A 22890-nucleotide genomic window follows, 5' to 3' on the forward strand; every position below is an offset into this window, starting at 1 on the left:
CCCCTCTAGGATAAATTTGGGCATATACTACCCAACCGTATGATATAAACAACAAAACAATGACACGACTGTTTTAATTTTTATCAAAGCCGGTGCCATTAAAGGAATTCGTGGCACGCACAAGTTCGCGCACGATCCCCGGTTCACTTGCCGCGTGACCGGCATCCTCAACGATATTCATTTCAGCACCCGGCCATTGCGCGTGCAGCTCAAACGCGGAAACCGGCGGACAGACAACGTCATAGCGGCCCTGAACAATGCGGGCCGGCAGATGACGGATTCGATCCATATTCCGAAGAAGCTGGTCAGGGGCAAAGAACCCCTTATTGACGAAATAATGATGTTCAAGCCGCGCCAGCGCCAATGCGATCCCGTCACCTTCGAAATCCGCGACCAAGCCATCATCGGGCAGCAACGTGCAGCAGGTCGCCTCGAACCCGGACCATGCGCGCGCCGCTGCAACCGCAGCAGCTTCGCCGTCCCTGCCAGCAAAGACATCGCCATAGCGATCCAGCAGGGCAGCACTTCCGGGGTTGCGATCAAACCCGACAGCGGCGAGGAATTTTTTCTCGGCCTCGGCAAAGAATTTGCCCATGCCATCCATGAACCAGTCGATTTCCTGATCCCGGCACAGGAATATCCCGCGCAGAACAAAACCAAGCACCTGTTCCGGGTGGGCCTGCCCATAGGCAAGCGCCAGCGTTGACCCCCACGAACCGCCAAACACCAGCCATTTATCAATGCCGCGATCCTGACGGAGCGCTTCGATATCGCCAATCAGATGGTCGGTGGTATTGTTTTCAAGGCTGCCGAACGGGCGGGATTTACCGGCACCGCGCTGGTCATGCAGGATCACCCGGTATTTTTCGGGATCAAAGAAGCGGCGCGACTTGGGCGATATCCCACCGCCGGGCCCGCCATGCAGGAAAATCACCGGAATGCCGTCGGGATTGCCGACTTCCTCCCAATAGATCGCATGCCCGTCGGGCCGTTCCAGCCAGCCGGAATAAGCAGGTTCGATCTCGGGATAAAGCATTGGGGAGCCTCTTGGAATCTAGCGGTTCATTCTTCTACACGTCCAGAGTGTAATTGGACAAGTCCAAAGCCGTTTACGGTTGACCGACAGACTGTTCCACACATAGGGACGCCGGATTGGTCAGTTCCAGGTACGGTCCGCCGCGATCTTCGATCATGCCGCGCACACGGATTTTATGGCCAATCCAGTCTTCCATATGCTGTCCGGCCGTTTTGATCGCATCGCGCAGATCGCGATCGACCATCACGGTGAAATCGTTGCGCCAGTCGGAACCAAAATTAAGGTAGCTGCGCCATTCCCGGTCTTCGATGCGTTGAAGGATGCCATCAATTACGGCAAATCTTCCAACGGCCCGCGCCGCATCGGGAAGATCACCATCAATTTCCGAGGACCCGGCATAATGATAAGCCGGGCTCTGGCCCGGTGCCCAAAGCCCGATTTGCTGCGACATGGCCGATTGCTCGGCCGCAAGCAAAGCATCAATCGGACGGCCTGTTTCGGGCAAAAGCATCACAAGCCCTGCTTCAAGCAGCTTTTCCTGCCAGAGTTGACCAAAACCATCCCGCATATCGGCCAGATGCCGCCCGGCGAAATCGGGCGTTTGATCATAGGCAAGAAGGTCGGTGATGGCAGAAGCCCCGTTTTGCATGACACTTAAAGCCGCATCCTCGAATTCCGGAACAAAGGCGACATCGGCCAGCCGCCAAAGGATATCTGGCCGGGAGGTCGCAATCAGCGCATCGACGGTTTCGGGCTTTGCCAACCGGATCGGCATCGACCTGACATCACTTCCACGAGCATTGACGGAACCAAAGGACGGCCCGCACAGCCATTGATCCGCCTTTGCCGGGATGCCAAAGGCCAGAATTCCGGCAATCAGACATAAAAACAGCGACATATGGCAGATCGCCGCAAAATTTCCCGATTTTTGCGAATAGGTTTGATTGTTGCGAGATATTGATTGGCAAGCCAACACGCGCTACCACATCGTAAGGGATAAAATTGCGGTTCCGGCAAAGGATACGCATCGCGGGCACAAGAGGAAAGACTTCAATGAGCTGGCTTTTTCATCGCAAGACAAGACGATTGACAACCGCCCTTGGCGCGCTGGGTCTGGTGGCAACCCTTGCGGGCTGTTCGACCAACCGCGCGACCGGCGAGGACAGCTTTACCGCCTTTATGTCCCCCGATCAGGAAAAACAGGTCGGCGCGGAAGAACATCCGAAAATCGTGCGCGAATTTGGCGGCGATTATGACGAGAAGAATATAGAGGCCTATGTGACCGAAATCGGCAACAAGCTGGTGGCGGTTTCCGAAGCCCCCGACGAGAAATTTACCTTCACCGTCCTTGATTCACCCGTGATCAACGCCTTTGCCTTACCGGGCGGCTATGTTTACATCACGCGCGGACTGGCTTCGCTTGCCTCGAACGAGGCGGAGCTTGCCGGGGTTCTCGCCCATGAAATCGGCCATGTCGTTGCACGCCATTCCGCCCAGCGTTACAGCCGTGGTGTCCTGACCCAGATTCTGGCCGGTGGCCTTTCGGCGGCCCTTGGCAATGGTGCTGGCGATATCGTCGGTGTCGGCGCGAACGCCTATCTGAAGTCATTTTCGCGCGAACATGAATTCGAAGCCGACATGCTGGGCGTGCGTTACATCACGCGCGCCGGATACGACCCCGAAGGCATGGCGTCATTCCTGAAAAAACTGCGCGCCCATTCGCGCCTTCAGGCAAAACTGGCAGGCCGGTCGCCCGATGAAATCGATCAGTTTGACTTCATGGCCACCCACCCGCGCACCGTTGACCGCATCGAACAGGCCCACAAGGCCGCCAATGTTACACCGGTCGCAAATCCCGAAGTCGGCAGTGTCCGCTATATGCGCGCCATTGACGGGATTATTTACGGTGACGGCCCTGATAACGGTTATGTCCGTGGAACGTCGTTTATCCATGTGCCGCTTGATTTCCGGTTCGAGGTGCCCGACGGATTTTCGATGATCAACCAGCCCGATGCGGTGATTGCACAGGATGAGGGCGGCGCACAGATCGTGTTTGAAGGCGCACCAAAGGCCAAGGGTGTCGCGCTTGATCAATATCTGGCGCGCGGTTTTTCCAGCAAGATCGCCATCACCAATATCGAAAAGATCGATATCAACGGTCAGGAAGCCGCCACCGGATATGCCGATGTCAACCTGAATTCCGGTGGCAAGGCGCGCCTTCGGGTGGTTGCCATCCGGCACGGCGATAACGCCTATCAGTTCCTGTTCATCATGCCGCTTGATCAGGTTGATGCCTATAACGTTGCACTTCGCCGCACGACATACAGCTTCCGCCCACTGACCCGCGAAGAGCAGCAGAAATACCATCCGCTGCGCATCAAGGTGCGCGCCGTGAACCCGGAATATGATCTTTCGACCTTTGTCGGCCAGATGGCGGTATCACGTGAACCGGCCGAAACCTTTGCCGTACTGAACGGGCTTGAACCCGGGCAGCCACCGGCAACCAATTCGATGGTCAAGGTTGTCATCGACTAACCAGAACAAAGGGGCAGCAAATCCGGTTTGCTGCCCCTTTTGGTATCTAAAGCGTTTTGTGTTTAATGCCCTGAAAAATCAGCTTTCGATGTGATCGACAATCCTGCCGTCGCGCCCGATGGCAACCGCAATCAATGGGCCACCGCGCCCTGCCCCGCCGTCAATCGACAGGGTAAATTCGCGTTCCTGAAGGCCAAGATTGGCCAAGGCCGATCCGCGCACGATCCGGCGGCAATCGTAATAACGATCCGTGATGCTTTCAAACATCGACCCACCCCACCAGAAGGTATCGGTCTGTCCGGTCAGCGGACGCGACGCATCAAGCCCGGCATGCACAAAGATCAACGAACCATCCGTGGCATAGGCCGCGTGCTTCAGGTCCGACAAAAGCGAACTGTGACCAGGCCTGCGACGAAATGCTTCGCCAAACTGGCCGGTCCATTGCGAAATCGCATGCGCACCCTGCCGCATCAGCGATTGGGTATGCGACGGATCAAAGCCATAGGCGCGCAGCGTCCCGGCAATACCGCGCGACAGCATCCAGTCGAATACCTCGCCCGGGTTCGGGGCAAAGTGAATCTGTTGCAGTTTGCTCAGCATTTCTTCGGTGGAACCGCGCAAAAAGGCGATATCGGCAATATCAACGCCTTCTTTCGCCAGGAAGTAACGCCGGAACAGCAGTAATTCATTGATAGCACCCGATACGGCCTCGGCCGTGCCATCGCCCCAGTAATTGCCAAGATAGATCAGGCGATCACCGGCTGTGATTTTGCCCCGAAGCTTGCCATGAACGGCTTGCAGCGCGGCAAGATCGCCATTGATCGCCCCGACGGTCCATATTTTATCCGCCGGTTTTATCGGTGCCAGAACTGCGCTCATCGCCATAACGTGCCCAAAATAAACAAAACCGGCCCAAGATTACCTTGTAGGCCGGTTTTTAAAAAGAGGTCTCTGTATAACAAAGCTGTACAGGCGTATCAGGCAGCTTTCTGCAACAGTTTTTCAAGCTTGCCCGAAGCCTTGTCCTTGTCGATCTTTTCGATCGCGGCCAGTTCATCCACGAGGCGTTCAAACGCTGCTTCGTAAATCTGGCGTTCGGAGAACGACTGTTCAGGCTGGGTGGCGGTGCGGTGCAGGTCACGAACCACTTCGGCGATCGAAACCGGGTCACCGGAATTGATCTTTGCCTCATATTCCTGCGCACGGCGCGACCACATGGTGCGTTTGACGCGCGCACGGCCTTTAAGGGTGATAAGCGCCGAGTCCATCTGTTTTTTAGAGGACAGCTTGCGCAGCCCGGAGTTACCCACCTTGTTGACCGGCACGCGCAAGGTCATGCGGCTCGAATCAAAAGTGATGATGTAAAGGCGTAATTCCTGACCCGCGATTTCCTGGGTCTCCAGGCCATCAACACGGCCAACACCGTGTGCGGGGTAAACAACGTAATCGCCAACAGCAAAGGGCAACTTATCCGACATCAAGCTTCCTTCCGGCCCAAACAGGCCTGGTCATTCAACTGTAACACTATAGACCCAGCGACACGAAGAGCTGCACACGACGATGCTTTTGGCGAAGTCGCGGTTTTTGACAGGATATAATAGCGGAGATCCGACTGCGCGGAGCGAGCCTGCCGAGCCCTTGAACGCGAGTTGCCCACAATAACACAAAGAGCCGGCCTATCACAGATTTTTTCCGTGCGACCGGCTCAATGCAGCCATGCGCCAATAAAATCAGGGCGCAAAAACATTGGTTTTACAGGCGTTTAACGCGTTTTATCAATCACCGGTTCCCGGTGCTTCGCTGAGCAATTCAGTCTTGCCCGACTTGCCATTCCATTCGTCGGCATCGGCCGGTGCATCACCCTTGCGCGTAATATTCGGCCAGACTTCCGCGAATTTGCGGTTGATCTCAAGCCAGTTATCCAGATTCGGTTCCGTATCGGGAATAATGGCCTCGGCCGGACATTCAGGTTCGCAGACACCGCAATCAATGCATTCGTCCGGGTGAATAACCAGGAAGTTTTCACCTTCATAGAAGCAATCGACGGGGCAAACCTCGACGCAGTCCTGATACTTACACTTGATGCAGTTTTCTGTCACCACATAGGTCATGGTGTAACTCCGTTCAGGTTGCGAGGCCGTGATGCGGCTGCGCCCGCGCTCGGCCTTGTTCTCTCTCGGGGCATTGGGTTATCACGCAGTGCGGTTGTGTGCAACTCCAATAAAATCCCATTTTTTTTAGTAGTATTGCCGTTTCGGTGCATTGCGATATCGCAGTTAAACAGACCGCATCGGACGTTCAAACCGGCTTTGGCGGGAAAATACATAAATCCCGGCAATTTTCCAGTATTAGAACCCGCGCAACAATTGCTTTTGCGGTGCCAAGCACATAGTCTGGACTGTGAAACATGGTCATAGAGCCATGCAGGGGTGTGGATTGGCGGAGGGTAGCCTGAAAACACAACGGCTCAGATGGCGTGACCGCTTGTCTGTCAAACAGGCACGTGCCGCTGTCGTTATCACCCTTCTGATTGGCCTGTTTTTCAGTGTCGTACAGATTGTCTGGGATCTTTATGAAGAACGCAGCCTGATTGACCGAACCGTTAATCAGGTTTTGTCGACGTTGCGCGAATCCGCAACACAGGCGGCCTATGGCCTTGACGAAACGCTTGCCGCACGCGTGGTGTCGGGCCTGTTTGAATATGAACCGGTTTACAGCGCGACGCTGCGCGACAATTTCGGAAATGTTCTGGCGCAAAAATCGCGTGCCCCCTCATCATCGGGGCGGTCCGCATTTAGCGAAGTGATGTTTGGCAACAACCAGCAATATAACGTGCCGTTGCTGACCGGTGAAAGCCGTGATCTTGTCGGCCATCTGGTCGTTCGGATCGATACCGACTTGATTGCCGATGGTTTCATCAATCGCGCCACCCGCATCCTGACGTCGGGCATTTTGCGCAACTTCCTGCTGGGGCTTGCGCTGGTGGCATTCTTTTACCTGACACTCACCAAACCGCTTTTGCGCATTTCACAGGCCGTCACCGGCATTGATCCAGACAGTCCCGATGCAACCGGGCTGACCGTTCCCCGTCATCATCAACGCGATGAACTGGGCCTTTTGTCTCGGTCCGTTGCCACACTGGTCGAAGGGATTGCATCAACACTTGGCAAATTGCGCCAGGCCGAACAGCAGATGCGTGATAACGAGTCCCGCCTGCGCGCGATTGTTCAGAACGTGGCCGATGGCATTCTGACCATCACGCCGAACGGCACCATTGTTGAGTTTAACAATGCATCCTATCCCCTGCTGGGCCTGAAAGAAGGTGAAACACCAAAGGGACGGTCGCTTCTGGAATTTATCGCCCCGCGCGCCATTCCGAATTTCGAGGAAAGCCTTGCCGAGCTTTCGGGTCTGGACCTGCGTCATCATATCGCAGAGCAGCGCCTGACGCTGCCGCTGGTACGGATGGACAAGACCGAGATCGAGGTAAGCGCCGCATTTCGCCCGATCCCCGATGCGCAAACACCGCTGATTACGGTTGTTCTTCACGATATCACCGCGCGCAAACGCTATGAGGAACAACTGGTCTATATGGCCAATCACGATGCGCTGACCAACCTGCCCAATCGCAGCATGCTGGAATACAGCCTTAAATCAGCACTTGAGAATCACAAACGTGATGCCGCGAGCCCGCATGACCGGGCAACCGCGATCCTGTTTATCGATCTGGACCGGTTCAAGCTGATCAATGACAGCCTTGGTCACAATGTCGGTGATTTGCTGCTTAAGGCCGTGGCGGACCGTTTGCGCCGGGTGATCAGCCGACAGGAAATCATCGGCCGACTGGGCGGGGACGAGTTCCTGATTATCATCCCGCGCCTGCGCGAAACACAGGATGCCGCCACACTTTCGCAGGCGGTTCTGGATGCGCTGGCCCCGGCCTTTGATATTCAGGGGCGGCACTTGTTCATCACACCGTCAATCGGCATCGCCCTTTGCCCGGCGGATGGCGATGATTTCCCGACCCTGATGCGCAATGCCGATACGGCGATGTATAGTGCAAAGGCCCGTGGCGGCGGGACCTATCACTTCTTTACCAAGACGATGAATGAAAGTGCGGTTGCGCGGCTTGCCATTGAAAATGACCTGCGCGAAGCCCTGAAAGAGGGACAGTTCGAACTTTATTACCAGCCAAAGATCGAACTGCTATCAGGCAAGCTTGCCGGGCTTGAGGCCTTGATCCGCTGGAACCAGCCGGGGCGTGGCTTTATATCACCAATGCAGTTCATCCCGGTGGCCGAGGAAACCGGACTGATTGGCAAGATCGGCGAATGGGTATTGCGCCGGGTCTGTGATCAGATCCGCGAATGGGATCTGCTGGGTCTGCCGCCGGTCAGCATTGCGGTCAATCTGTCCCCCAGACAATTGATCGAAGGCCGGATCACAGAAACGATTTCCCGCATCCTTGATGAAACCGCAACACCGGCATCACGCATCGTTCTTGAAATCACTGAAACCGTGATGATGCATGAAATCAAACGATCGGCATCAATCCTTGATGAATTGCGCAAGCTTGGCCTGCAGATCGCAATTGACGATTTCGGGACGGGTTATTCGTCGCTGGCCTATCTGAAACGATTGCCGATCAATTCGATCAAGATCGACCGGTCGTTTGTCCGCGATGTGACGACCGATCCCGACGATGCGGCGATCACCAACACGATTATCATCATGGGGCACAATCTTGGCCTGAAGGTGGTTGCAGAAGGGGTTGAAACACAGGAACAGCTTGAATTCCTTCGCGAACATGGCTGCGACGAAATCCAGGGCTTCCTGATTTCCGAACCACGACCGGCCAATATCACAGCCAGACAGATCGAACAGCTTTCGCGCACGGTTGCGTCTATTCTATAATCGGCCCTATCCTTGCGGATGATGCCTGATACAACAAGAACACAAACCGAAAATCAGAGAAAAACATGTCCCAGAATCGATCCGTCCTGCTTGTCGATGACAGCAAATTTGCCAGACTGCTGGTAAAGGCCTTTATCACCAGCAACTATGCCGACTGGCGGGTGGACGAGGCCGAAGAAGCCGAAAAAGCCCAGGCAATGGCCGCCGAGCATGCCTATGATTACCTTCTGATCGATTTCAACATGCCGGGCATGAACGGGCTCGAATTGGGGGAAAAGCTGCGCGCGGCTTATCCCGATGCTGCAATTGCGCTTCTGACAGCCAATATACAGAAGGAAATCCAGAACAAGGCCCACGGGCTTGGCATGGACTTTCTGGCAAAACCGCCAACCGAAGAAAAGATTTGCGATTATCTGAAGGGCAAGGAAGCCGGGCGATGATCGACCTTAGCGAGCTTGAACACGACACAATCAGCGAATTGATCAATATCGGGGTCGGCCGTGCTGCCGCGTCCCTGTCGGAAATGGTTGATCAGCCGGTGGAACTGACAGTTCCGACGATCACCTTTGTCGAAAGGTTTTCCGATTCAAACCTGACATCTTCGCCCGAAGAAGTGGTTTCCGCCGTCAGCCAGTCATTCGATGGCCCGTTCAAGGGCGAGGCGATGCTGGTTTTCCCGGAAAAGCGCAGCCTTGAACTGGTGCGGCGGTTGCTTAAGGTTGATGTGCCGCTCGATACCCTGACCGATCTTGAACAGGAAGCCCTGATGGAGGTCGGCAACATCATCCTCAATGCCTGCCTTGGCAGCATTGCCAACGTGCTGGGCGAGCCGATCAATTGTTCGATGCCGACATTTCGCAAACGCGAAACCCGTGCATTGTTAAATGAAGACACCGCATTTGATGCCGCGTCTGGCAAGATGCCGGTTCTGATGATCCTGCATGTGCAATTCATGCTGCGCCAGAACGATATTGATGGCTATGTGCTGTTTGTCATGGATCTTGACTCCATCCAAACCCTGAAGGAACTGGTACGACGCTTCCTTGAAAACGCACTTGGTTGACGGGCAGCGCCAAGATGACAAACCCTACCCCCCCGATTGTCGATATCAAGAATGCCGCCGAGGCCGCCGACCTATACAGCAATCTGCTTGATACTGCCGATGTCGGATTGGTGGTGATCGGGTCGGATCATGCCATCTGTCACTGGAACCAGTGGATGCAAAGCCGGTCGGGTATTCCGGCCGATCAGGCCATTGGCAAACGGCTGAGTGCGGTTTTCACCGAAACACGTTTGGGGCGGCTCTGCCAAGCAATCAAGGATTGCCTGGAATTCGGCATGCCTGCGGTGATTTCGCCGTCACTTAATCAAGGTGCGCTGCCGCTTCGCCCATTGCCGCAATTTGCCGCAACATTTGACCGCATGGAACAATCCATTCGCGTTCATCCGATTACGACATCGCGCGGCGAAAAGCTGTGTTCACTGACCGTGCGTGATGTGACCCTTGCCGTGCAGCGTGACCGGCTTTTGCGCCAACAGGCTGCCGAACTGGCCGACCTGGTCACCCAGACCCGACGTAGCGAGGACCGCACGCGCGCGATTTTGCAAAACACAATTGATGCCATTCTGGTCGCATCTGATGACGGCAACATAGAACCGCTGAATGCCCGCGCACAGGAACTTTGCGGCCCGGAAGGCGACCCGGAACTCAGCAACATTATCCGGTTTCTGCTGCCTGATAGCGAACATACCCCGCCACAACGCCCGACCGCCGACAGGTTACTGACCGATCTGGGGACCGGCGTGATCGAGGTTCTGGCATGCACCCCAAATGGCCGCAACGTGCCGCTTGAAGTTGCGATCAGTCATTTTTCGGCAGACGGGCGATATCATTACATCATCACGCTTCGCGATATTTCCCAGCGCAAACGCCATGAAATGGAAATCCAGCGCACCATGGCGGAACTGGAACGTTCCAACAGCGAACTTGAACAATTCGCCTATGCGGCGTCCCACGATTTGCAGGAACCGCTTCGCATGGTGTCAAGCTATACACAGCTGATTGCGCGGCGATACAAGGATCAGCTTGACGAAACCGCAGATGAATTCATCCATTATGCGGTTGATGGCACCCAGCGCATGCAGCGCATGATCGACGACCTTCTGACCCTGTCGCGGGTCGGACGGCATGGCAAACCGTTCAATGCGGTCCCCCTTGATAGTCTGTTTGATGCGATTGCCGCCAATTTCCGGCGCGCAGGCCTTGGTCCGGCGGGCAATATCGTGCGTGACGGGTTCCTGCCAACCGTAACCGGGGATGCCAGCCAGCTTTTGCTGCTGTTTCAGAATCTTGTTTCGAATGGCCTTAAATACAGCGACCCTGACAAGGGTGAAGTCCGGATTTATGCCACCGAAACCGATGAAAGCTGGAAGGTTTTCGTTGCCGATAACGGCATCGGGATCGAACCGCAATATCACGCGACAATCTTTGAAATCTTCAAACGCCTGCACGGTTATGGTGAATATGCCGGGACAGGGATCGGTCTTGCGATCTGCAAAAAGATCGTCGACCGGCATGGCGGAACGATTTCGGTAGAAAGTGAACCGGGCAAAGGCAGCACGTTCTGCGTTGAATTGCCGAAAGAATTGCCGATTGTGATCCCGCCAGAAAGCATGTAGCTTTCGTTTACGTAAGCGTAAACCTGAACGGGATGTCATGAGCGACAATTATTCCATCACCGACCTTGCCCGCGAGTTCGACGTCACGACCCGTACCATCCGTTTTTACGAGGATCAGGAACTGATCGCCCCGGCCCGTCAGGGGCAGACCCGCATTTACAGCCATCGCGACCGGGTGCGCCTGCGCCTGATCATGCGGGGCAAGCGGCTTGGCTTTTCGCTTAAGGAAATCCGCGATCTGCTTGATCTCTATGACACCGACCGCAGCGAAATCATGCAGTTGACCATCCTTGTCGACAAGATCAATGAACGCCGCGACACGCTGCGCAAACAGCGTCAGGATATCGATGCGACACTTGATGAGCTCGATAAGCTTGAAGAAACCTGTCAGGAAGAATTGACCCGCAAATCGGGGAACTGATCTGCACTGTTGTGTGCCTTGACGTGGTCAGGGGGCAGGGGGCAGGGGTCAGGGGTCAGGAGCCTGCACCCGGCTCCCCGCCCTGCGTCTGTACCTGTGCCATCGGCATCGATGCGGGCAGACGCGACGGGCGCGACAGGATAAAACAGCTGACCGGGATCGCGACAAGCAACTGGATCATCACCACCCAGCGGTTTTCGACAAAGATCAGGGATGCGGCAATCACCACGACAAAGGCCGACATCGCCATGATCTTGGCCCGGCGATGGATCACGCCATGTTCGTTCCAGTGCCGGATCGACGGACCAAAATGCGGATGATTGTAAATCCACGCATGCAGGCGCGGTGACCCTTTGCTAAACAGCCAGGCGGCCAGCAGCATGAAGGGGGTGGTCGGCAGAATTGGCAGAAATGCGCCAATAATTCCAAGCCCTACCGAAAGCCAGCCCAAGGCCAGATAAAGATACGATACCTGCACGTCTTATTTCCTGTTTACAGCCCTGCCCGCCCCTGACAGGGTAAGTGCCTTCAATGTAGGTGGAATGCCATTGTTTTTCAATCAACAGCACCCACCGGTTTTCGGGCTTCTGCCGTGCGGGTTCGCCGCATAACTTGCCGCCCCTATTACTTAGACGATCCGCCATGCTCGAAATCTCAAATGATCTTTATCTTGATGAACGCCATCTGCAATTCCAGTTCGTGCGCGCATCCGGACCGGGCGGCCAGAACGTCAACAAAGTATCGACCGCGGTACAGATGCGCGTGCGTATTGATGACCTGACGGAATTGCCGCAACGCGTGCGTGATCGCCTGCGTGAATTGGCTGGCAGCAGGCTGACCAATGACGGGGAAATCATCTTTGACGCGCAGCGTTATCGCACCCAGGAACGGAACAAGCAGGATGCCATCGAACGGCTTCTGGCCCTGTTGCGCAAGGCCGCCGAACGCAAGAAATTCCGCGTCAAAACCCGCCCGTCTCTATCGGCCAAACGCAAACGGGTCGACACGAAAAAGAAACGCGGCGACGTAAAGAAAATGCGCCAGAGGCCGATGGATTAGGCCGCAGATACCGGTCAGGACAGCGGGCATTTATGCAGCCAGTCATCCATCAAGGCAGCCATTTCCGAATTTTCCACACCCGCCTGTGACAGCGATTGCCAGGTCGAGAACTGCACCGCATGTCGCGCAACCGCTTGGCACATCTTGCCCTTGCGCCGTTCGGCAGGCAGGCTTGCCAGTGCATCGGCAGACAACATGTCGAGATAGCCATCAAAGCCCTTCATCTGTTCATGAAGGGCTGCGACATTTTCCCGATCACGATAGCAATGATCCCACATATAAGCCGTTTCACCATAATAGTGATAAAGCATGCTCAGTATCGCGAGGCCCCAGTCAACTGGTGCCACCGACTCGCGCCACGATGCGGGATCGGGTGGCGGGTTAAGGCTCCGCCAATGTGACGAGCACGCATCAAGCAGTTCATTTTCTTCGGGAAAATGCCGATAGACCGTCAAACGCTGCACCCCGGCGCGGTCTGCAATCGCGCTGATGGTGGTGCGTGCCGGGCCGACTTCGCCATGCAATTTCATCGCAGCTTCGAGAATCTTGAGGCGCGTTTCGTCTTCTTTTTCTGCGCGTAATGTCTTGTTGTATTTTCGTTTTTCCATTTAATAAAACATCACTGTTCTTTTAAATTTAAACCAAAGGAACTGCGTTCTTCATTTTAAATGAACACATATGATCATTCACTTTTTGGCAGTTCCCCAAAGAGCCACAAAATACAAATGATGCAGCCCAACCCTGAATTTAACCATCATCACCAGCTTTGCCGAAATGAGCAAGATGAACCTTCGGGACATCCCGGTTCGTATTGCGGATTTCCAATCCGGATTTGCAAGCAGCCAACCGGGTTTCTATAACTGTCATGGAATGACACAGGATTTGCCAACATGACAATCCAATGGGACGAAATTGCCAAGCCCGCCCTGCCCGCCAATTGCGGATGGCGCGGGACCTACCGGGTGCGTTATTCGGAAATTGGCGATAACGGCCTTGCGATGTTGCCGGCCCTGGCCGATTACATGCAAGACGCCGCTGGTTGGGGCGCACGCATCCTGAAACTCGCCTATGACGACACGGTTGATAAAGGCATGGCATGGGTGCTGGCGCGGATGGTCATTCATGTCCGACGCTATCCCGGCAATGGCGAGGATATCATTGTCGAAACATGGCCATCGGGTGTTGCACGGCGCGTGGCGACCCGTGATTTCCGTTTGATCGACAGCAGCGGTGATGTGATTGCGGTCGCGCAAAGCTTCTGGGTGATGTTTGACCTGCTGGAACGGCGCGCGGCAAGCTGGCCCGACTGGATCGAAGAACGGCTGCCAAAACCGCCCGGCCCGAAACTGATCGAACCACCATTCCGGCCGCCCTTCACCACCGACCCGTTACCCGAAATCGACAGCATAAAGGCCCGCCCATCCGATCTTGACCTGTATGGGCATGTCAATAATGTGCGCCTGATGCAGTGGGTGCTTGGCGCAACCGGTGCGGATTCAAAACCGGACTTCCATCCCGAAAGCATCGATATCCAGTTCCGCACCGAATGCCGGGTTCAGGAACGGGTCACGGTGCGCCAGAAGGACGGATTTGCCGCGATTACACGTGATGGCGACGGGGTTGATCTGGTCCGTGCGCACGTCGTGCCCAAAAACCGTACCGCATTAGCCTAGGATCAGGACAGAATTCCGAGCAATTCGGCAATCGGTCTGAAACTGCGACGGTGATGCAGGGTCGGGCCAACAATGCCAAGCCCGTCCATATGCTTTTTCACCCCATAACCGGCATTGCCATCCCAGCCGAAATGCGGATAGCGCACGGCAAGGCGGGTCATGGCGCGGTCGCGCACGACCTTGGCAACGATGGATGCCGCCGCGATGGATAATGATCTGCCATCGCCCTTGATGACCGTTTCCACCGCACACGGCAGCCCCGGGTCACGATTGCCATCCACCAGCGCCTGATCGGGGCATTGCGGCAAACGCGCCACCGCGCGGCGCATGGCAACATAGGTCGCCTGAAGGATATTGATCCGGTCGATTTCACGGACCGATGCCGCGCCTATACCAACCTCGGCACATCCCATGATCAGGTCAAACAAAAGATCGCGTTTCTTGACCGACAGCTTTTTGGAATCGTTGAGTTCCCCCAGAAGGATGTCAGGCAGCCGTTCATCACGCGGCAGGATCACGGCCGCGGCAACCACCGGCCCGGCAAGCGGCCCGCGGCCGACCTCGTCGATCCCGGCGATGCGTCCGCGATATTGATCCTCGATGCTGAAATCCGGCATGTAAAACCTGTCCCTCCTGCCTTTCCTCATAACAAGGATGTAGGGCGGTCGACAATGTCATCTGTGATGGCGTTTGGCAAAATCATCCGCCGTGATGGCATATCGCACGCCATCATTATCGGTCTTGTGATGACGCATGCCGATCTTTCGTGCGACCGCAAGTGACCCGATATTGCGTGCATCGATACAGGCAATGAAACTGTCCAGTTTCATTTTTTCAAACCCGTGCGATAACACGGCGTTGGCGGCCTCGGATGCATATCCCCGCCCCCAGAAAGCCGGTTTCAGACGCCAGCCGATTTCGATTTCCGGTCCAACGGCGTCCTCGGGGATCAGCAGAACCCAGCCAATGAAACTGTCCGGTTCCGTTTTTCGAAACAGCGACCAATATCCCAGCCCCGGCCCGTAATCCATGGTGATGCGATCATGGATAAAGGCGCAATGTTCGGTTTCATCGGCCCAAGGTCCCTGAACGAAATCGGTTACGCCGGGTTCGCGATCCATCGCAAAACAATCGTCAAGATCATCCAATGTCCGCGGGCGCAGCCATAGACGTTCGGTTTCCAGTATCATTCGGTTTTCCTGCCATTCGAGCACCGCAACAGCATAATAAAACGGCACCGCTTGAACGGTGCCGTTTTAAGGTTTGCAAACCCGGCTATTTTTCGTCGGGTTTATATTCTTCGCTGGGGTCATAGCCATCCGGGCCAACCGGATCAAAGGTCGCCCAACCTTCGTCCCGACCACTTTCCGGAAGGTCCTTATGCGGGTCAACATGACGCAGCAAATAGGCCTTGGCGATCAGGTTTGCGGTGATCGGTGCCGTCAGGAACAGGAACAGCGTGATCAGCAATTCATGAATGGTGAAATGCCCGCGTTCGATCCAGAAGAACAGCATCGAAGCAATCAGAATGGCGCCAACACCCACGGTGGTTGCCTTGGTCGGCGCATGGAGCCGCGGAAGCAATTCGCGCAGTTTGATCATCCCGAACGACCCGACCAGCAGGAAAATCCCGCCAATCACGATCAGAACAGAAATGACGATTTCAGCAATAAACGGCATCCTGTCTCTCCCTATTCGATGATGTCGCCACGCAAGACGAACTTGCAATAGGCAACGGTGGAGACAAAGCCGAACATGGCAAACAGAAGCGCGCCTTCGAAATACATCGAGGTCGCGCGGCTGATTCCGTACAGCACCAGAAGGGCAATGGCGTTGATCGCCATGGTATCAACCGCCAGAACACGATCAGCAATGGTCGGCCCCTTGGCCAAACGCCACAGATTCATCAACAGGGCCACCGCCACACAGATAAAGCCGAAATTCAGTGCATATTCGATCATTCGAAAATCTCCTTCAGACGGCCTTCGTAGCGGGTCTTGATATCATCAACCACGCCCTGCGGGTCCGGCGCATGCAGGCAATGCACCAGAAGGCTTTTGGCATCCGCACTCAGATCAATGGTCACCGTGCCCGGCGTCATGGTGATCGTCCCGGCAAGGGTCGTGATCGCCTCGGGCGAGGTCAGATCAAGCGGCACAACCACGCTTTTGGATTCAAGGCTTTCGGTCTTGCGAAACAGGATCAGTCCGGCAACCACAACATTGGCGACCAGAATGTCCCACAACACGATCAACCCGTATTCGCAGATGGCATAGGCATTGCCGACCTTTGGGCGCGCGGGCCAGAAGTTTGACGTGATCAGCGGGATGGCAATCGCCAGGATCGCACCAAAGACCACGGCACCAGCCGATATTTCATTGACCAGCAACACCCAGACAACCAGCAGGGCCAGCGAGAGCAGCGGGTGGGGAAGACAACGTTTCAACATCATCACTATCCTTTCATCACCGCTTACTGGCCAGGCTGTGTGGCGGGTATTTCACCCAGCACGGCCCGGATGTAATCCGTGGTGTCAAACAATTGCGCCGCCGTTCCCTGCAGGTAATCCGTGATCGGGGCGGCAAAGACCGTCAGCACAACCAGCGCACCAAGCATGCCGCAGGCTGCAATGATCGGAAGAACCGGCCAATTGGCGCCTTCGACCTCAATCACGCCTTCGGCAGACGCGCTTTTCCAGAACAGCACACTGCCAGCCCGACCGAAACCGACAATCCCCATCAACGACGTCACAAGGATCACCGCCCAGATCCAGACGCCGAACGCGCTATCGCGCGCAGCATCAAGGATAAGAAGCTTGCCGATAAAGCCACTAAGCGGCGGCATCCCGGCCATGGCGATGGCGGCAATAAAGAACAGAACCGCCAGCAATCCGGACTGATGGAAAACCGGCGCGGTGTTCAGGCGATCGCCATACTGGCCACGGCGCGATGCCACAAGATCACCGATCAGGAACAGGGCCGCACCGGCAAAGGTCGAATGCAGCAGATAATAAAGACCGGCCGAAATGCTTTCGGGCGTAAACAGCGCGATGGAAATCAAAAGCGTTCCCATCGATCCGATCACGGAAAAGGCAATCAGACCATTAAGCCGCTTGGCCGCCAGAACCCCGATCATGCCAATCGCCAGTGTCACAATCGCGGCTGGCAGGATATAGGGCTGTGCGAGCCACGCCATATCACCGGCATTTTCACCAAAGCCCAGCGAATAGACGCGCAGGATCGAATAGGCCCCGACCTTCGTCATGATGGCAAACAGCGCCGCCACCGGGGCCGGTGCGTTTGCATAGGTGCCCGGTAGCCAGAAATGAACCGGCACAAGGGCCGCCTTCACACAGAACACCAAAAGCAGGATCAACGCCCCGGCACGCAGCAGCGCGGCATCACCAGCCGCCACCAGCGGCACCTGAACGGCAAGATCAGCCATGTTCAGCGTACCGGTAACGGCGTAGATCATGCCGACCCCGACCAGGAACAGCGACGACCCCGTCAGGTTGATGACGATATATTGCATGCCCGCCTTAAGGCGTTCCGCCCCGGCCCCATGCAGCATCAGACCATAGGATGCGATCAGCAGGACTTCGAAGAAGACAAACAGGTTGAACACATCCCCCGTCAGGAAGGCACCATTGACCCCCATCAGCTGGAACTGGAACAGGGCATGGAAATGCTGGCCGCGCTTGTCCCATTCACTGGATGCAAACAGGATGACGCCAAGACCAAGGATCGATGTCAGAAAGATCATCATCGCCGACAGACGATCCAATACGATCACGATCCCGAACGGTGCCGGCCAATCGCCAAGCGCGTACATTTCCGGGTTGTTGTTATTGGCAAAAATCACCAGCGACAGGGTGACCGCCACAAGGGCGACGGTCGCGGTGATCGAGAATATGCGCTGCAAGACAATGTCGTGACGCACCGCCAGAACAATCAGGGCGGCCATCACGGCAGGCAGCAAAATGGGGACGACAATCCAGTGACCCATCAGTTTTTATCTCCTGCTTCGGATGGTGCGCCTTCCGGGCGACCGTCAACATGGTCATTACCGATTTCAAGATAGGCCCGGATTGACAGCACAACGATCAGTGCGGTCATCCCGAACGAAATCACGATCGCTGTCAGGACAAGCGCCTGGGGCAGCGGATCAGTATATTCGGTAACACCATCACGCAGGATGGGCGGCATATCGATGGTCAGGCGTCCCATGGCGAACAGGAACACGTTCACCGCATAGGACAACATCGCCAAACCGATCACCACCGGGAAAGTACGACCGCGCAGCAACATATATGTGCCGCACATGGTCAGAAGCCCGATACTGCTTGCTACAAGAAACTCCATGATATCAGGCCTCTTTCTCAGCTGTCGCGACCTTCGCGGTCGCGGCGGACGGATCATGGTCCATCGGTTCCGGATTGATGTCGACATGTTCGGCCATGCGTTCCACCTGCGACAGTTTGGCAAGCGCAAGGGTCACCGCCCCGACAACCGTCAGGAACACGCCAAGATCAAAGCCCATGGCAGATGCCAGCTCAAATTCGCCGACAATCGGCAGATGAACATGGACAAAACCACTGGTCAGGAACGGCAGCCCCGCCACCCAGGCCGAAAGCCCCGTAATGGCCGCGGCAATCACACCAAGCCCGATCATGCCATGATAATTGGCCTTCATGCGATTCTGGGTCCAGCCAAAGCCCGACGCCATATATTGCATGACCAAGGCAACCGAAACGACCAGACCGGCAATAAAGCCACCACCTGGCTCGTTATGACCGCGCAGGAAGATGTAAACCCCCACCAGAAGCGACAGCGGCAGCATCACGCGTGTTGCAATGACCATCATCATCGGATGACGGTCTGCCGACCGGCGATTATCGACCACCCAGCTTGCAAGGCGTTTGGCGGCCTCGCCCTGGGTGACGGTTTCAATCAGGGCAAAGATCGACAATGCGGCAATACCAAGAACAATGATCTCGCCAAAGGTATCAAAACCACGGAAGTCAACGAGGATCACGTTGACCACGTTGGTGCCGCCACCTTCGGTTTTCGAATTGGCCAGATGAAACGCCGAAATCGAATTGGGCAGTTCACGGGTCATGATCGCCCAGACAGCCCCACCCATGCCAAGACCGGCCGCGATTGAAATCACCCAGTCGCGGAATTTGCGCCCCGGCTGGCTTTCTTTCGGGGTTTCCTTTGGCAGGATGTTCAACGCCAGCAACATCAGGATGACCGTTACCACCTCGACCGAGATTTGGGTCAGGGCAAGGTCAGGTGCCGACAGATAGATGAAGCCAAGCGAGACAATCAAACCGATGACCCCCACCAGAAGTAGGGTCAGAAGCCGGTTATGATGCATCGCGACCGCCGCGATACAGGTCCCGACCAGAAGCACCCAGCCAATGGCGGCAGGTGGCGAAACGGCCAGAAGTTCGCGCGTACCAGCGGTGTGATCGGGTTCGGCATAGAAACCCGAAAGCCCGATGGCTATGGCGGCAAAGATCATGATCGCCAGATAACGTTGCAGCGATCCGTTCTGAAGATTGTCGGAAATCACGCGACTAAGCGCCACGACCTTGACGATCAGACAATCAAACATTGCCTTTGCATCCGGCCGCGACAGGTTGGAGGTTACCGACATCAGGCCGCCATGACGCAGAAGAATAAGCGCACCGGCAATCAGGGCAATCACGCTCATGCCAAGTGCCGGGGTCAGGCCGTGCCAAAGTGCCAGATGATATTCCGGAAGGTTCCCCCCCGTGACCGCATTGGCCGTGGCCGCAACCAGCGGTCCGGCAATGGCCGCCGGGAACAGACCGATCAGAACCACCAGAACCGTCAGAAACGCGGGCGGTGCCCACATGCCAAACGGCGGGTCATGGGGATGATGGGGCAGTTCGTCACGGGTTTTGCCAAACCAGACATGGAAGATAAAGCGCAACGAATAGGCGACCGAGAACACCGCACCAATCGTTGCCAGCAACGGCACAAGCCAGTTCTGATCGAACCAGACGGTGTGCCATGCTTCTTCCAGCATCATTTCCTTGGACAGGAACCCGTTCAGCGGAATGATTCCGGCCATCGATGCCGCCGAAATGATCCCGATGGTCCCGGCAATCGGCATCAGGTTCAGCAACCCGCCCAGACGGCGGATATCGCGCGTTCCGGTCTCATGGTCAATGATCCCGGCGGTCATGAACAGGGCCGCCTTGAAGGTTGCATGGTTGATGATATGAAACACGCCCGCAACGGCGGCCATAGGCGTTCCGAAACCAAACAGCATGGTCACAAGACCAAGGTGGCTGACCGTGGAGTACGCCAGAAGCCCCTTAAGGTCATGTTTGAAGATCGCAATCCATGCGCCCAGCACCATGGTCACGAGGCCCGCACTCGCCACGATATAGAACCATTCCTCCGTTCCCGAAAGAACCGGCCACATGCGCGCCATCAGGAAGATACCCGCCTTGACCATGGTTGCCGAATGCAGATAGGCCGAAACCGGGGTCGGTGCGGCCATGGCATGCGGCAGCCAGAAATGGAACGGGAACTGTGCCGATTTGGTAAAGCAGCCCAGCAGGATCAGAACAAGGGCTGGCACATAAAGCGGAGACGCCTGGATCAGGTCGGCATTTTGCAGGATCACCGTCAGATCATAGGACCCGACGATATTTCCAAGGATCAGCATCCCGGCAATCATCGCAAGTCCGCCTGCCCCGGTCACGGTCAGCGCCATACGCGCGCCCTGACGACCTTCGGGCAGATGCTTCCAGTAACCGATCAGAAGGAAGGATGACAGCGACGTCAGTTCCCAGAAAATCAGCAGAAGCAGGATGTTGTCGGACAGAACAATACCGACCATCGCGCCCTGGAACAGCAGCAGGAACACATAAAACCGCCCCATCGGATCGTCTTTCGACAGATAGAACCGGGCGTAAATGATGATCAGCAAACCAATCCCGAGGATCAGGGTCGCAAACAGCAAACCCAGACCATCAAGGAAGAAGGTCACGTTCAATCCAAGATCGGTCAGCCAGTCATAGCGGACCTGAAACACTTCGCCGCCAATGACGGCGGGTGCCTTGGCGATAAGCAGGATCAAGGCAAGCAGCGTGACCGAGCCGGTTGCTGTGGCGCACGCATTGCGCCCGGCCCTGATCATGACGGCGGGTAACACCGCCCCAAGGAAGGGAAGCAAAACAATGAGGGTGAGACTCATGAAAGACCCTTATTTTTGGAAAACGCCGCAGCGCCCCCAATTTGCGCAACAGCAAGAAAATTCTGGCAGAAAGTAATATTTGTACTGAAAATGGTCAAGAAAACCCAACCGGCGCAGTTTTTTACCTTCCGGTTGTCAAGTGAAGCGGATCACCAGAAGGCATACCACCGCTCACCCCAGGCGCAACACCACTCCACTGACAAACACTTTATAGTTGTGCCCCGCTTACGAAATAGATTACTAATTTAGAAGACGATAAGCTCCGCTATTAAAATTTAGATACCTACATTAATTCTCTATGACCAGATAATGATTGAATATATCCCAAGCATATCAGGCATACTTAGTGAACTAATAACAGGTTTACTAGGTGGAACTGTGGTCGCAGCAGCGACATACGGCACAAAACTCTTCAAAAGAAAACAGATTGAGGCCAAATTCCCCGTTTCAGGTGAATACATCTCGTTCTTCGAGGATATACTGGACGGAGAGCAAATTGTTGTACCAAGTGTTGCGACGATCAAACAAAAAGGATCAGATATCAAAATTACGAATGAAGTATCTGAAGGCAGAAGCTGGACACTGGAAGGAACAATTCTTCAAGGGGGACACATCTCCGGAGTATATTCCGCAGACGCTATATATGACGAAGGTGTTGGATCTTTTTATTTAAGAATAAATCCAAACACTCTGGATGGAATGTGGAATGGCTACGACCACGCAAACAAGATAACTAACTCAGGAAGATATTGGTTTCGACGCGTTTTAAACTGCCAGATTATCCCTTATGATCAGGAATACCTAAACGACATTCTCCATACTTCTGCTAATGCCTTTGGGAATGGATATTTCGACAGAACCGCAATCGCGAACGACACTGAAAATTATGCCGTTGTGGCACTCATTGATGGTGAATTCGCTGGCTACTGCTTTGGAAAGATAGAAGTAGCTAATTCAGTTGAACGAATAACTAAACTTGACACACGGGTACTGCCCGACGACGTAAGAATAGCAAACGAAGATGGGAACCTCGGGATCATTAAGACAATCGCTATTCGCCGAAAATTTAGAGGACACGGCATAGGAACAAAGTTAATACAAGCTTCGGAGAACGAACTAAAATCGCGCGGAGCAAAATGTATTATAGTGCCTAGCTGGACAGTAGAAAGCAAGACGCCAATCAAGAGTCTGTTGATCCAAAATGACTACTCAGAGTGGCTTGAAAACCGTTCCTACTGGAAAGATGAATGTGAAGCAAAAAAATTCGAATGTGTGGCTTACGATGGAAAATGCAAATGCTCGGTCACATTTTACAGGAAAGGTAGAATTTGATCACA

The 22890-nt window shown here is 55.1% G+C and carries 24 protein-coding genes; 9 read left to right on the top strand and 15 right to left on the bottom strand.

Annotated features, from left to right (window positions below):
* Positions 1-73: 73 nt before the first annotated feature.
* Complete coding sequence (gene pip / locus TH3_RS17300; RefSeq protein WP_007090186.1) at positions 74-1036, bottom strand: prolyl aminopeptidase; 963 nt, start codon at positions 1034-1036, stop codon at positions 74-76.
* 73 nt (positions 1037-1109) lie between these two features.
* Positions 1110-1934 carry a hypothetical protein gene (locus TH3_RS17305; RefSeq protein WP_007090187.1) on the bottom strand — a complete coding sequence of 275 codons (825 nt, stop codon included), beginning with the start codon at positions 1932-1934 and terminating at the stop codon, positions 1110-1112.
* A 155-nt stretch (positions 1935-2089) separates the two neighbouring features.
* On the opposite strand from TH3_RS17305, the gene TH3_RS17310 reads away from it, so the two are divergent.
* The gene (locus tag TH3_RS17310) at positions 2090-3571 is read left to right on the top strand and encodes a M48 family metalloprotease (protein WP_007090188.1); all 1482 of its coding nucleotides are present in this window, start codon (positions 2090-2092) and stop codon (positions 3569-3571) included.
* Positions 3572-3649: 78 nt separating this feature from the next.
* Here TH3_RS17310 and TH3_RS17315 read toward each other — a convergent pair whose 3' ends face one another.
* The 3 genes from TH3_RS17315 to fdxA form a co-directional block, all read right to left on the bottom strand.
* Positions 3650-4456 (bottom strand): hypothetical protein, encoded by an 807-nt coding sequence (locus TH3_RS17315; RefSeq protein WP_007090189.1) that lies wholly within the window; start codon positions 4454-4456, stop codon positions 3650-3652.
* Between the two features lie 92 nt (positions 4457-4548).
* A complete protein-coding gene (locus TH3_RS17320; protein WP_007090190.1) occupies positions 4549-5049 on the bottom strand; it encodes a CarD family transcriptional regulator in 501 nt (166 codons plus the stop codon).
* A gap of 297 nt (positions 5050-5346) precedes the next feature.
* The gene (gene fdxA, locus TH3_RS17325) at positions 5347-5682 is read right to left on the bottom strand and encodes a ferredoxin FdxA (RefSeq protein ID WP_007090191.1); all 336 of its coding nucleotides are present in this window, start codon (positions 5680-5682) and stop codon (positions 5347-5349) included.
* Positions 5683-6055: 373 nt separating this feature from the next.
* Here fdxA and TH3_RS17330 point away from each other — a divergent pair, with 373 nt between their 5' ends.
* The 5 genes from TH3_RS17330 to TH3_RS17350 all read left to right on the top strand — a co-directional run bounded on the left by TH3_RS17330 (position 6056) and on the right by TH3_RS17350 (position 11585).
* Positions 6056-8485, top strand: a complete 2430-nt coding sequence (locus TH3_RS17330; protein WP_007090192.1) for a putative bifunctional diguanylate cyclase/phosphodiesterase — start codon at positions 6056-6058, stop codon at positions 8483-8485.
* A gap of 65 nt (positions 8486-8550) precedes the next feature.
* The gene (locus TH3_RS17335) at positions 8551-8925 is read left to right on the top strand and encodes a response regulator transcription factor (protein WP_007090193.1); all 375 of its coding nucleotides are present in this window, start codon (positions 8551-8553) and stop codon (positions 8923-8925) included.
* Positions 8922-9548, top strand: a complete 627-nt coding sequence (locus TH3_RS17340; protein WP_007090194.1) for a hypothetical protein — start codon at positions 8922-8924, stop codon at positions 9546-9548. The genes TH3_RS17335 and TH3_RS17340 overlap by 4 nt, the downstream gene beginning before the upstream one ends.
* Before the next feature lie 14 nt (positions 9549-9562).
* Positions 9563-11164, top strand: coding sequence for a sensor histidine kinase (locus TH3_RS17345; protein WP_007090195.1), 1602 nt, complete (start codon positions 9563-9565; stop codon positions 11162-11164).
* A gap of 37 nt (positions 11165-11201) precedes the next feature.
* The gene (locus TH3_RS17350) at positions 11202-11585 is read left to right on the top strand and encodes a MerR family transcriptional regulator (RefSeq protein WP_007090196.1); all 384 of its coding nucleotides are present in this window, start codon (positions 11202-11204) and stop codon (positions 11583-11585) included.
* A 55-nt stretch (positions 11586-11640) separates the two neighbouring features.
* Here the strand turns inward: TH3_RS17350 and TH3_RS17355 are convergent, their stop codons facing one another.
* Positions 11641-12063: a YbaN family protein gene (locus TH3_RS17355; protein WP_007090197.1), complete on the bottom strand. Its 423-nt coding sequence runs from the start codon at positions 12061-12063 to the stop codon at positions 11641-11643.
* 164 nt (positions 12064-12227) lie between these two features.
* Here TH3_RS17355 and arfB point away from each other — a divergent pair, with 164 nt between their 5' ends.
* On the top strand, positions 12228-12644 hold the full coding sequence (arfB, locus tag TH3_RS17360; RefSeq protein WP_007090198.1) for an alternative ribosome rescue aminoacyl-tRNA hydrolase ArfB: 417 nt from the start codon (positions 12228-12230) through the stop codon (positions 12642-12644).
* A 14-nt stretch (positions 12645-12658) separates the two neighbouring features.
* Here the strand turns inward: arfB and TH3_RS17365 are convergent, their stop codons facing one another.
* The gene (locus TH3_RS17365; protein ID WP_007090199.1) at positions 12659-13252 is read right to left on the bottom strand and encodes a TetR/AcrR family transcriptional regulator; all 594 of its coding nucleotides are present in this window, start codon (positions 13250-13252) and stop codon (positions 12659-12661) included.
* Positions 13253-13534: 282 nt separating this feature from the next.
* Between TH3_RS17365 and TH3_RS17370 the strand changes: the two genes are divergently transcribed.
* Positions 13535-14317: an acyl-[acyl-carrier-protein] thioesterase gene (locus TH3_RS17370; RefSeq protein WP_007090200.1), complete on the top strand. Its 783-nt coding sequence runs from the start codon at positions 13535-13537 to the stop codon at positions 14315-14317.
* 2 nt (positions 14318-14319) lie between these two features.
* On the opposite strand, the gene TH3_RS17375 is transcribed toward TH3_RS17370, so the two are convergent.
* The 8 genes from TH3_RS17375 to TH3_RS17410 all read right to left on the bottom strand — a co-directional run bounded on the left by TH3_RS17375 (position 14320) and on the right by TH3_RS17410 (position 21553).
* Positions 14320-14934, bottom strand: coding sequence for a ribonuclease HII (locus TH3_RS17375; protein WP_007090201.1), 615 nt, complete (start codon positions 14932-14934; stop codon positions 14320-14322).
* A 57-nt stretch (positions 14935-14991) separates the two neighbouring features.
* A complete protein-coding gene (locus TH3_RS17380; RefSeq protein ID WP_040061192.1) occupies positions 14992-15507 on the bottom strand; it encodes a GNAT family N-acetyltransferase in 516 nt (171 codons plus the stop codon).
* 85 nt (positions 15508-15592) lie between these two features.
* On the bottom strand, positions 15593-15997 hold the full coding sequence (locus tag TH3_RS17385; RefSeq protein WP_007090203.1) for a Na+/H+ antiporter subunit G: 405 nt from the start codon (positions 15995-15997) through the stop codon (positions 15593-15595).
* Between the two features lie 11 nt (positions 15998-16008).
* Positions 16009-16278 carry a K+/H+ antiporter subunit F gene (locus TH3_RS17390; protein ID WP_007090204.1) on the bottom strand — a complete coding sequence of 90 codons (270 nt, stop codon included), beginning with the start codon at positions 16276-16278 and terminating at the stop codon, positions 16009-16011.
* Positions 16275-16769, bottom strand: coding sequence for a Na+/H+ antiporter subunit E (locus TH3_RS17395; protein ID WP_223304866.1), 495 nt, complete (start codon positions 16767-16769; stop codon positions 16275-16277). The genes TH3_RS17390 and TH3_RS17395 overlap by 4 nt, the downstream gene beginning before the upstream one ends.
* 20 nt (positions 16770-16789) lie before the next feature.
* Positions 16790-18322, bottom strand: coding sequence for a monovalent cation/H+ antiporter subunit D (locus TH3_RS17400; RefSeq protein WP_007090206.1), 1533 nt, complete (start codon positions 18320-18322; stop codon positions 16790-16792).
* Positions 18322-18678, bottom strand: coding sequence for a Na+/H+ antiporter subunit C (locus tag TH3_RS17405; RefSeq protein WP_007090207.1), 357 nt, complete (start codon positions 18676-18678; stop codon positions 18322-18324). The genes TH3_RS17400 and TH3_RS17405 overlap by 1 nt, the downstream gene beginning before the upstream one ends.
* A gap of 4 nt (positions 18679-18682) precedes the next feature.
* Entirely contained in the window at positions 18683-21553 is a 2871-nt protein-coding gene (locus TH3_RS17410) for a monovalent cation/H+ antiporter subunit A (protein ID WP_007090208.1), read from the bottom strand.
* Between the two features lie 309 nt (positions 21554-21862).
* Between TH3_RS17410 and TH3_RS17415 the strand changes: the two genes are divergently transcribed.
* Complete coding sequence (locus TH3_RS17415; RefSeq protein WP_007090209.1) at positions 21863-22885, top strand: GNAT family N-acetyltransferase; 1023 nt, start codon at positions 21863-21865, stop codon at positions 22883-22885.
* Positions 22886-22890 lie beyond the last annotated feature (5 nt).

Source organism: Thalassospira xiamenensis M-5 = DSM 17429 (genome assembly GCF_000300235.2).
Classification (GTDB): domain Bacteria; phylum Pseudomonadota; class Alphaproteobacteria; order Rhodospirillales; family Thalassospiraceae; genus Thalassospira; species Thalassospira xiamenensis.

Bases quoted from the DNA above. Each gene is read 5' to 3' on its own strand.
- pip (WP_007090186.1), bottom strand. From the start codon at position 1,036: ATGCTTTATCCCGAGATCGAACCTGCTTATTCCGGCTGGCTGGAACGG.
- TH3_RS17305 (WP_007090187.1), bottom strand. From the start codon at position 1,934: ATGTCGCTGTTTTTATGTCTGATTGCCGGAATTCTGGCCTTTGGCATC.
- TH3_RS17310 (WP_007090188.1), top strand. From the start codon at position 2,090: ATGAGCTGGCTTTTTCATCGCAAGACAAGACGATTGACAACCGCCCTT.
- TH3_RS17315 (WP_007090189.1), bottom strand. From the start codon at position 4,456: ATGGCGATGAGCGCAGTTCTGGCACCGATAAAACCGGCGGATAAAATA.
- TH3_RS17320 (WP_007090190.1), bottom strand. From the start codon at position 5,049: ATGTCGGATAAGTTGCCCTTTGCTGTTGGCGATTACGTTGTTTACCCC.
- fdxA (WP_007090191.1), bottom strand. From the start codon at position 5,682: ATGACCTATGTGGTGACAGAAAACTGCATCAAGTGTAAGTATCAGGAC.
- TH3_RS17335 (WP_007090193.1), top strand. From the start codon at position 8,551: ATGTCCCAGAATCGATCCGTCCTGCTTGTCGATGACAGCAAATTTGCC.
- TH3_RS17340 (WP_007090194.1), top strand. From the start codon at position 8,922: ATGATCGACCTTAGCGAGCTTGAACACGACACAATCAGCGAATTGATC.
- TH3_RS17345 (WP_007090195.1), top strand. From the start codon at position 9,563: ATGACAAACCCTACCCCCCCGATTGTCGATATCAAGAATGCCGCCGAG.
- TH3_RS17350 (WP_007090196.1), top strand. From the start codon at position 11,202: ATGAGCGACAATTATTCCATCACCGACCTTGCCCGCGAGTTCGACGTC.
- arfB (WP_007090198.1), top strand. From the start codon at position 12,228: ATGCTCGAAATCTCAAATGATCTTTATCTTGATGAACGCCATCTGCAA.
- TH3_RS17365 (WP_007090199.1), bottom strand. From the start codon at position 13,252: ATGGAAAAACGAAAATACAACAAGACATTACGCGCAGAAAAAGAAGAC.
- TH3_RS17370 (WP_007090200.1), top strand. From the start codon at position 13,535: ATGACAATCCAATGGGACGAAATTGCCAAGCCCGCCCTGCCCGCCAAT.
- TH3_RS17375 (WP_007090201.1), bottom strand. From the start codon at position 14,934: ATGCCGGATTTCAGCATCGAGGATCAATATCGCGGACGCATCGCCGGG.
- TH3_RS17380 (WP_040061192.1), bottom strand. From the start codon at position 15,507: ATGATACTGGAAACCGAACGTCTATGGCTGCGCCCGCGGACATTGGAT.
- TH3_RS17385 (WP_007090203.1), bottom strand. From the start codon at position 15,997: ATGCCGTTTATTGCTGAAATCGTCATTTCTGTTCTGATCGTGATTGGC.
- TH3_RS17390 (WP_007090204.1), bottom strand. From the start codon at position 16,278: ATGATCGAATATGCACTGAATTTCGGCTTTATCTGTGTGGCGGTGGCC.
- TH3_RS17395 (WP_223304866.1), bottom strand. From the start codon at position 16,769: ATGATGTTGAAACGTTGTCTTCCCCACCCGCTGCTCTCGCTGGCCCTG.
- TH3_RS17400 (WP_007090206.1), bottom strand. From the start codon at position 18,322: ATGGGTCACTGGATTGTCGTCCCCATTTTGCTGCCTGCCGTGATGGCC.
- TH3_RS17405 (WP_007090207.1), bottom strand. From the start codon at position 18,678: ATGGAGTTTCTTGTAGCAAGCAGTATCGGGCTTCTGACCATGTGCGGC.
- TH3_RS17410 (WP_007090208.1), bottom strand. From the start codon at position 21,553: ATGAGTCTCACCCTCATTGTTTTGCTTCCCTTCCTTGGGGCGGTGTTA.
- TH3_RS17415 (WP_007090209.1), top strand. From the start codon at position 21,863: ATGATTGAATATATCCCAAGCATATCAGGCATACTTAGTGAACTAATA.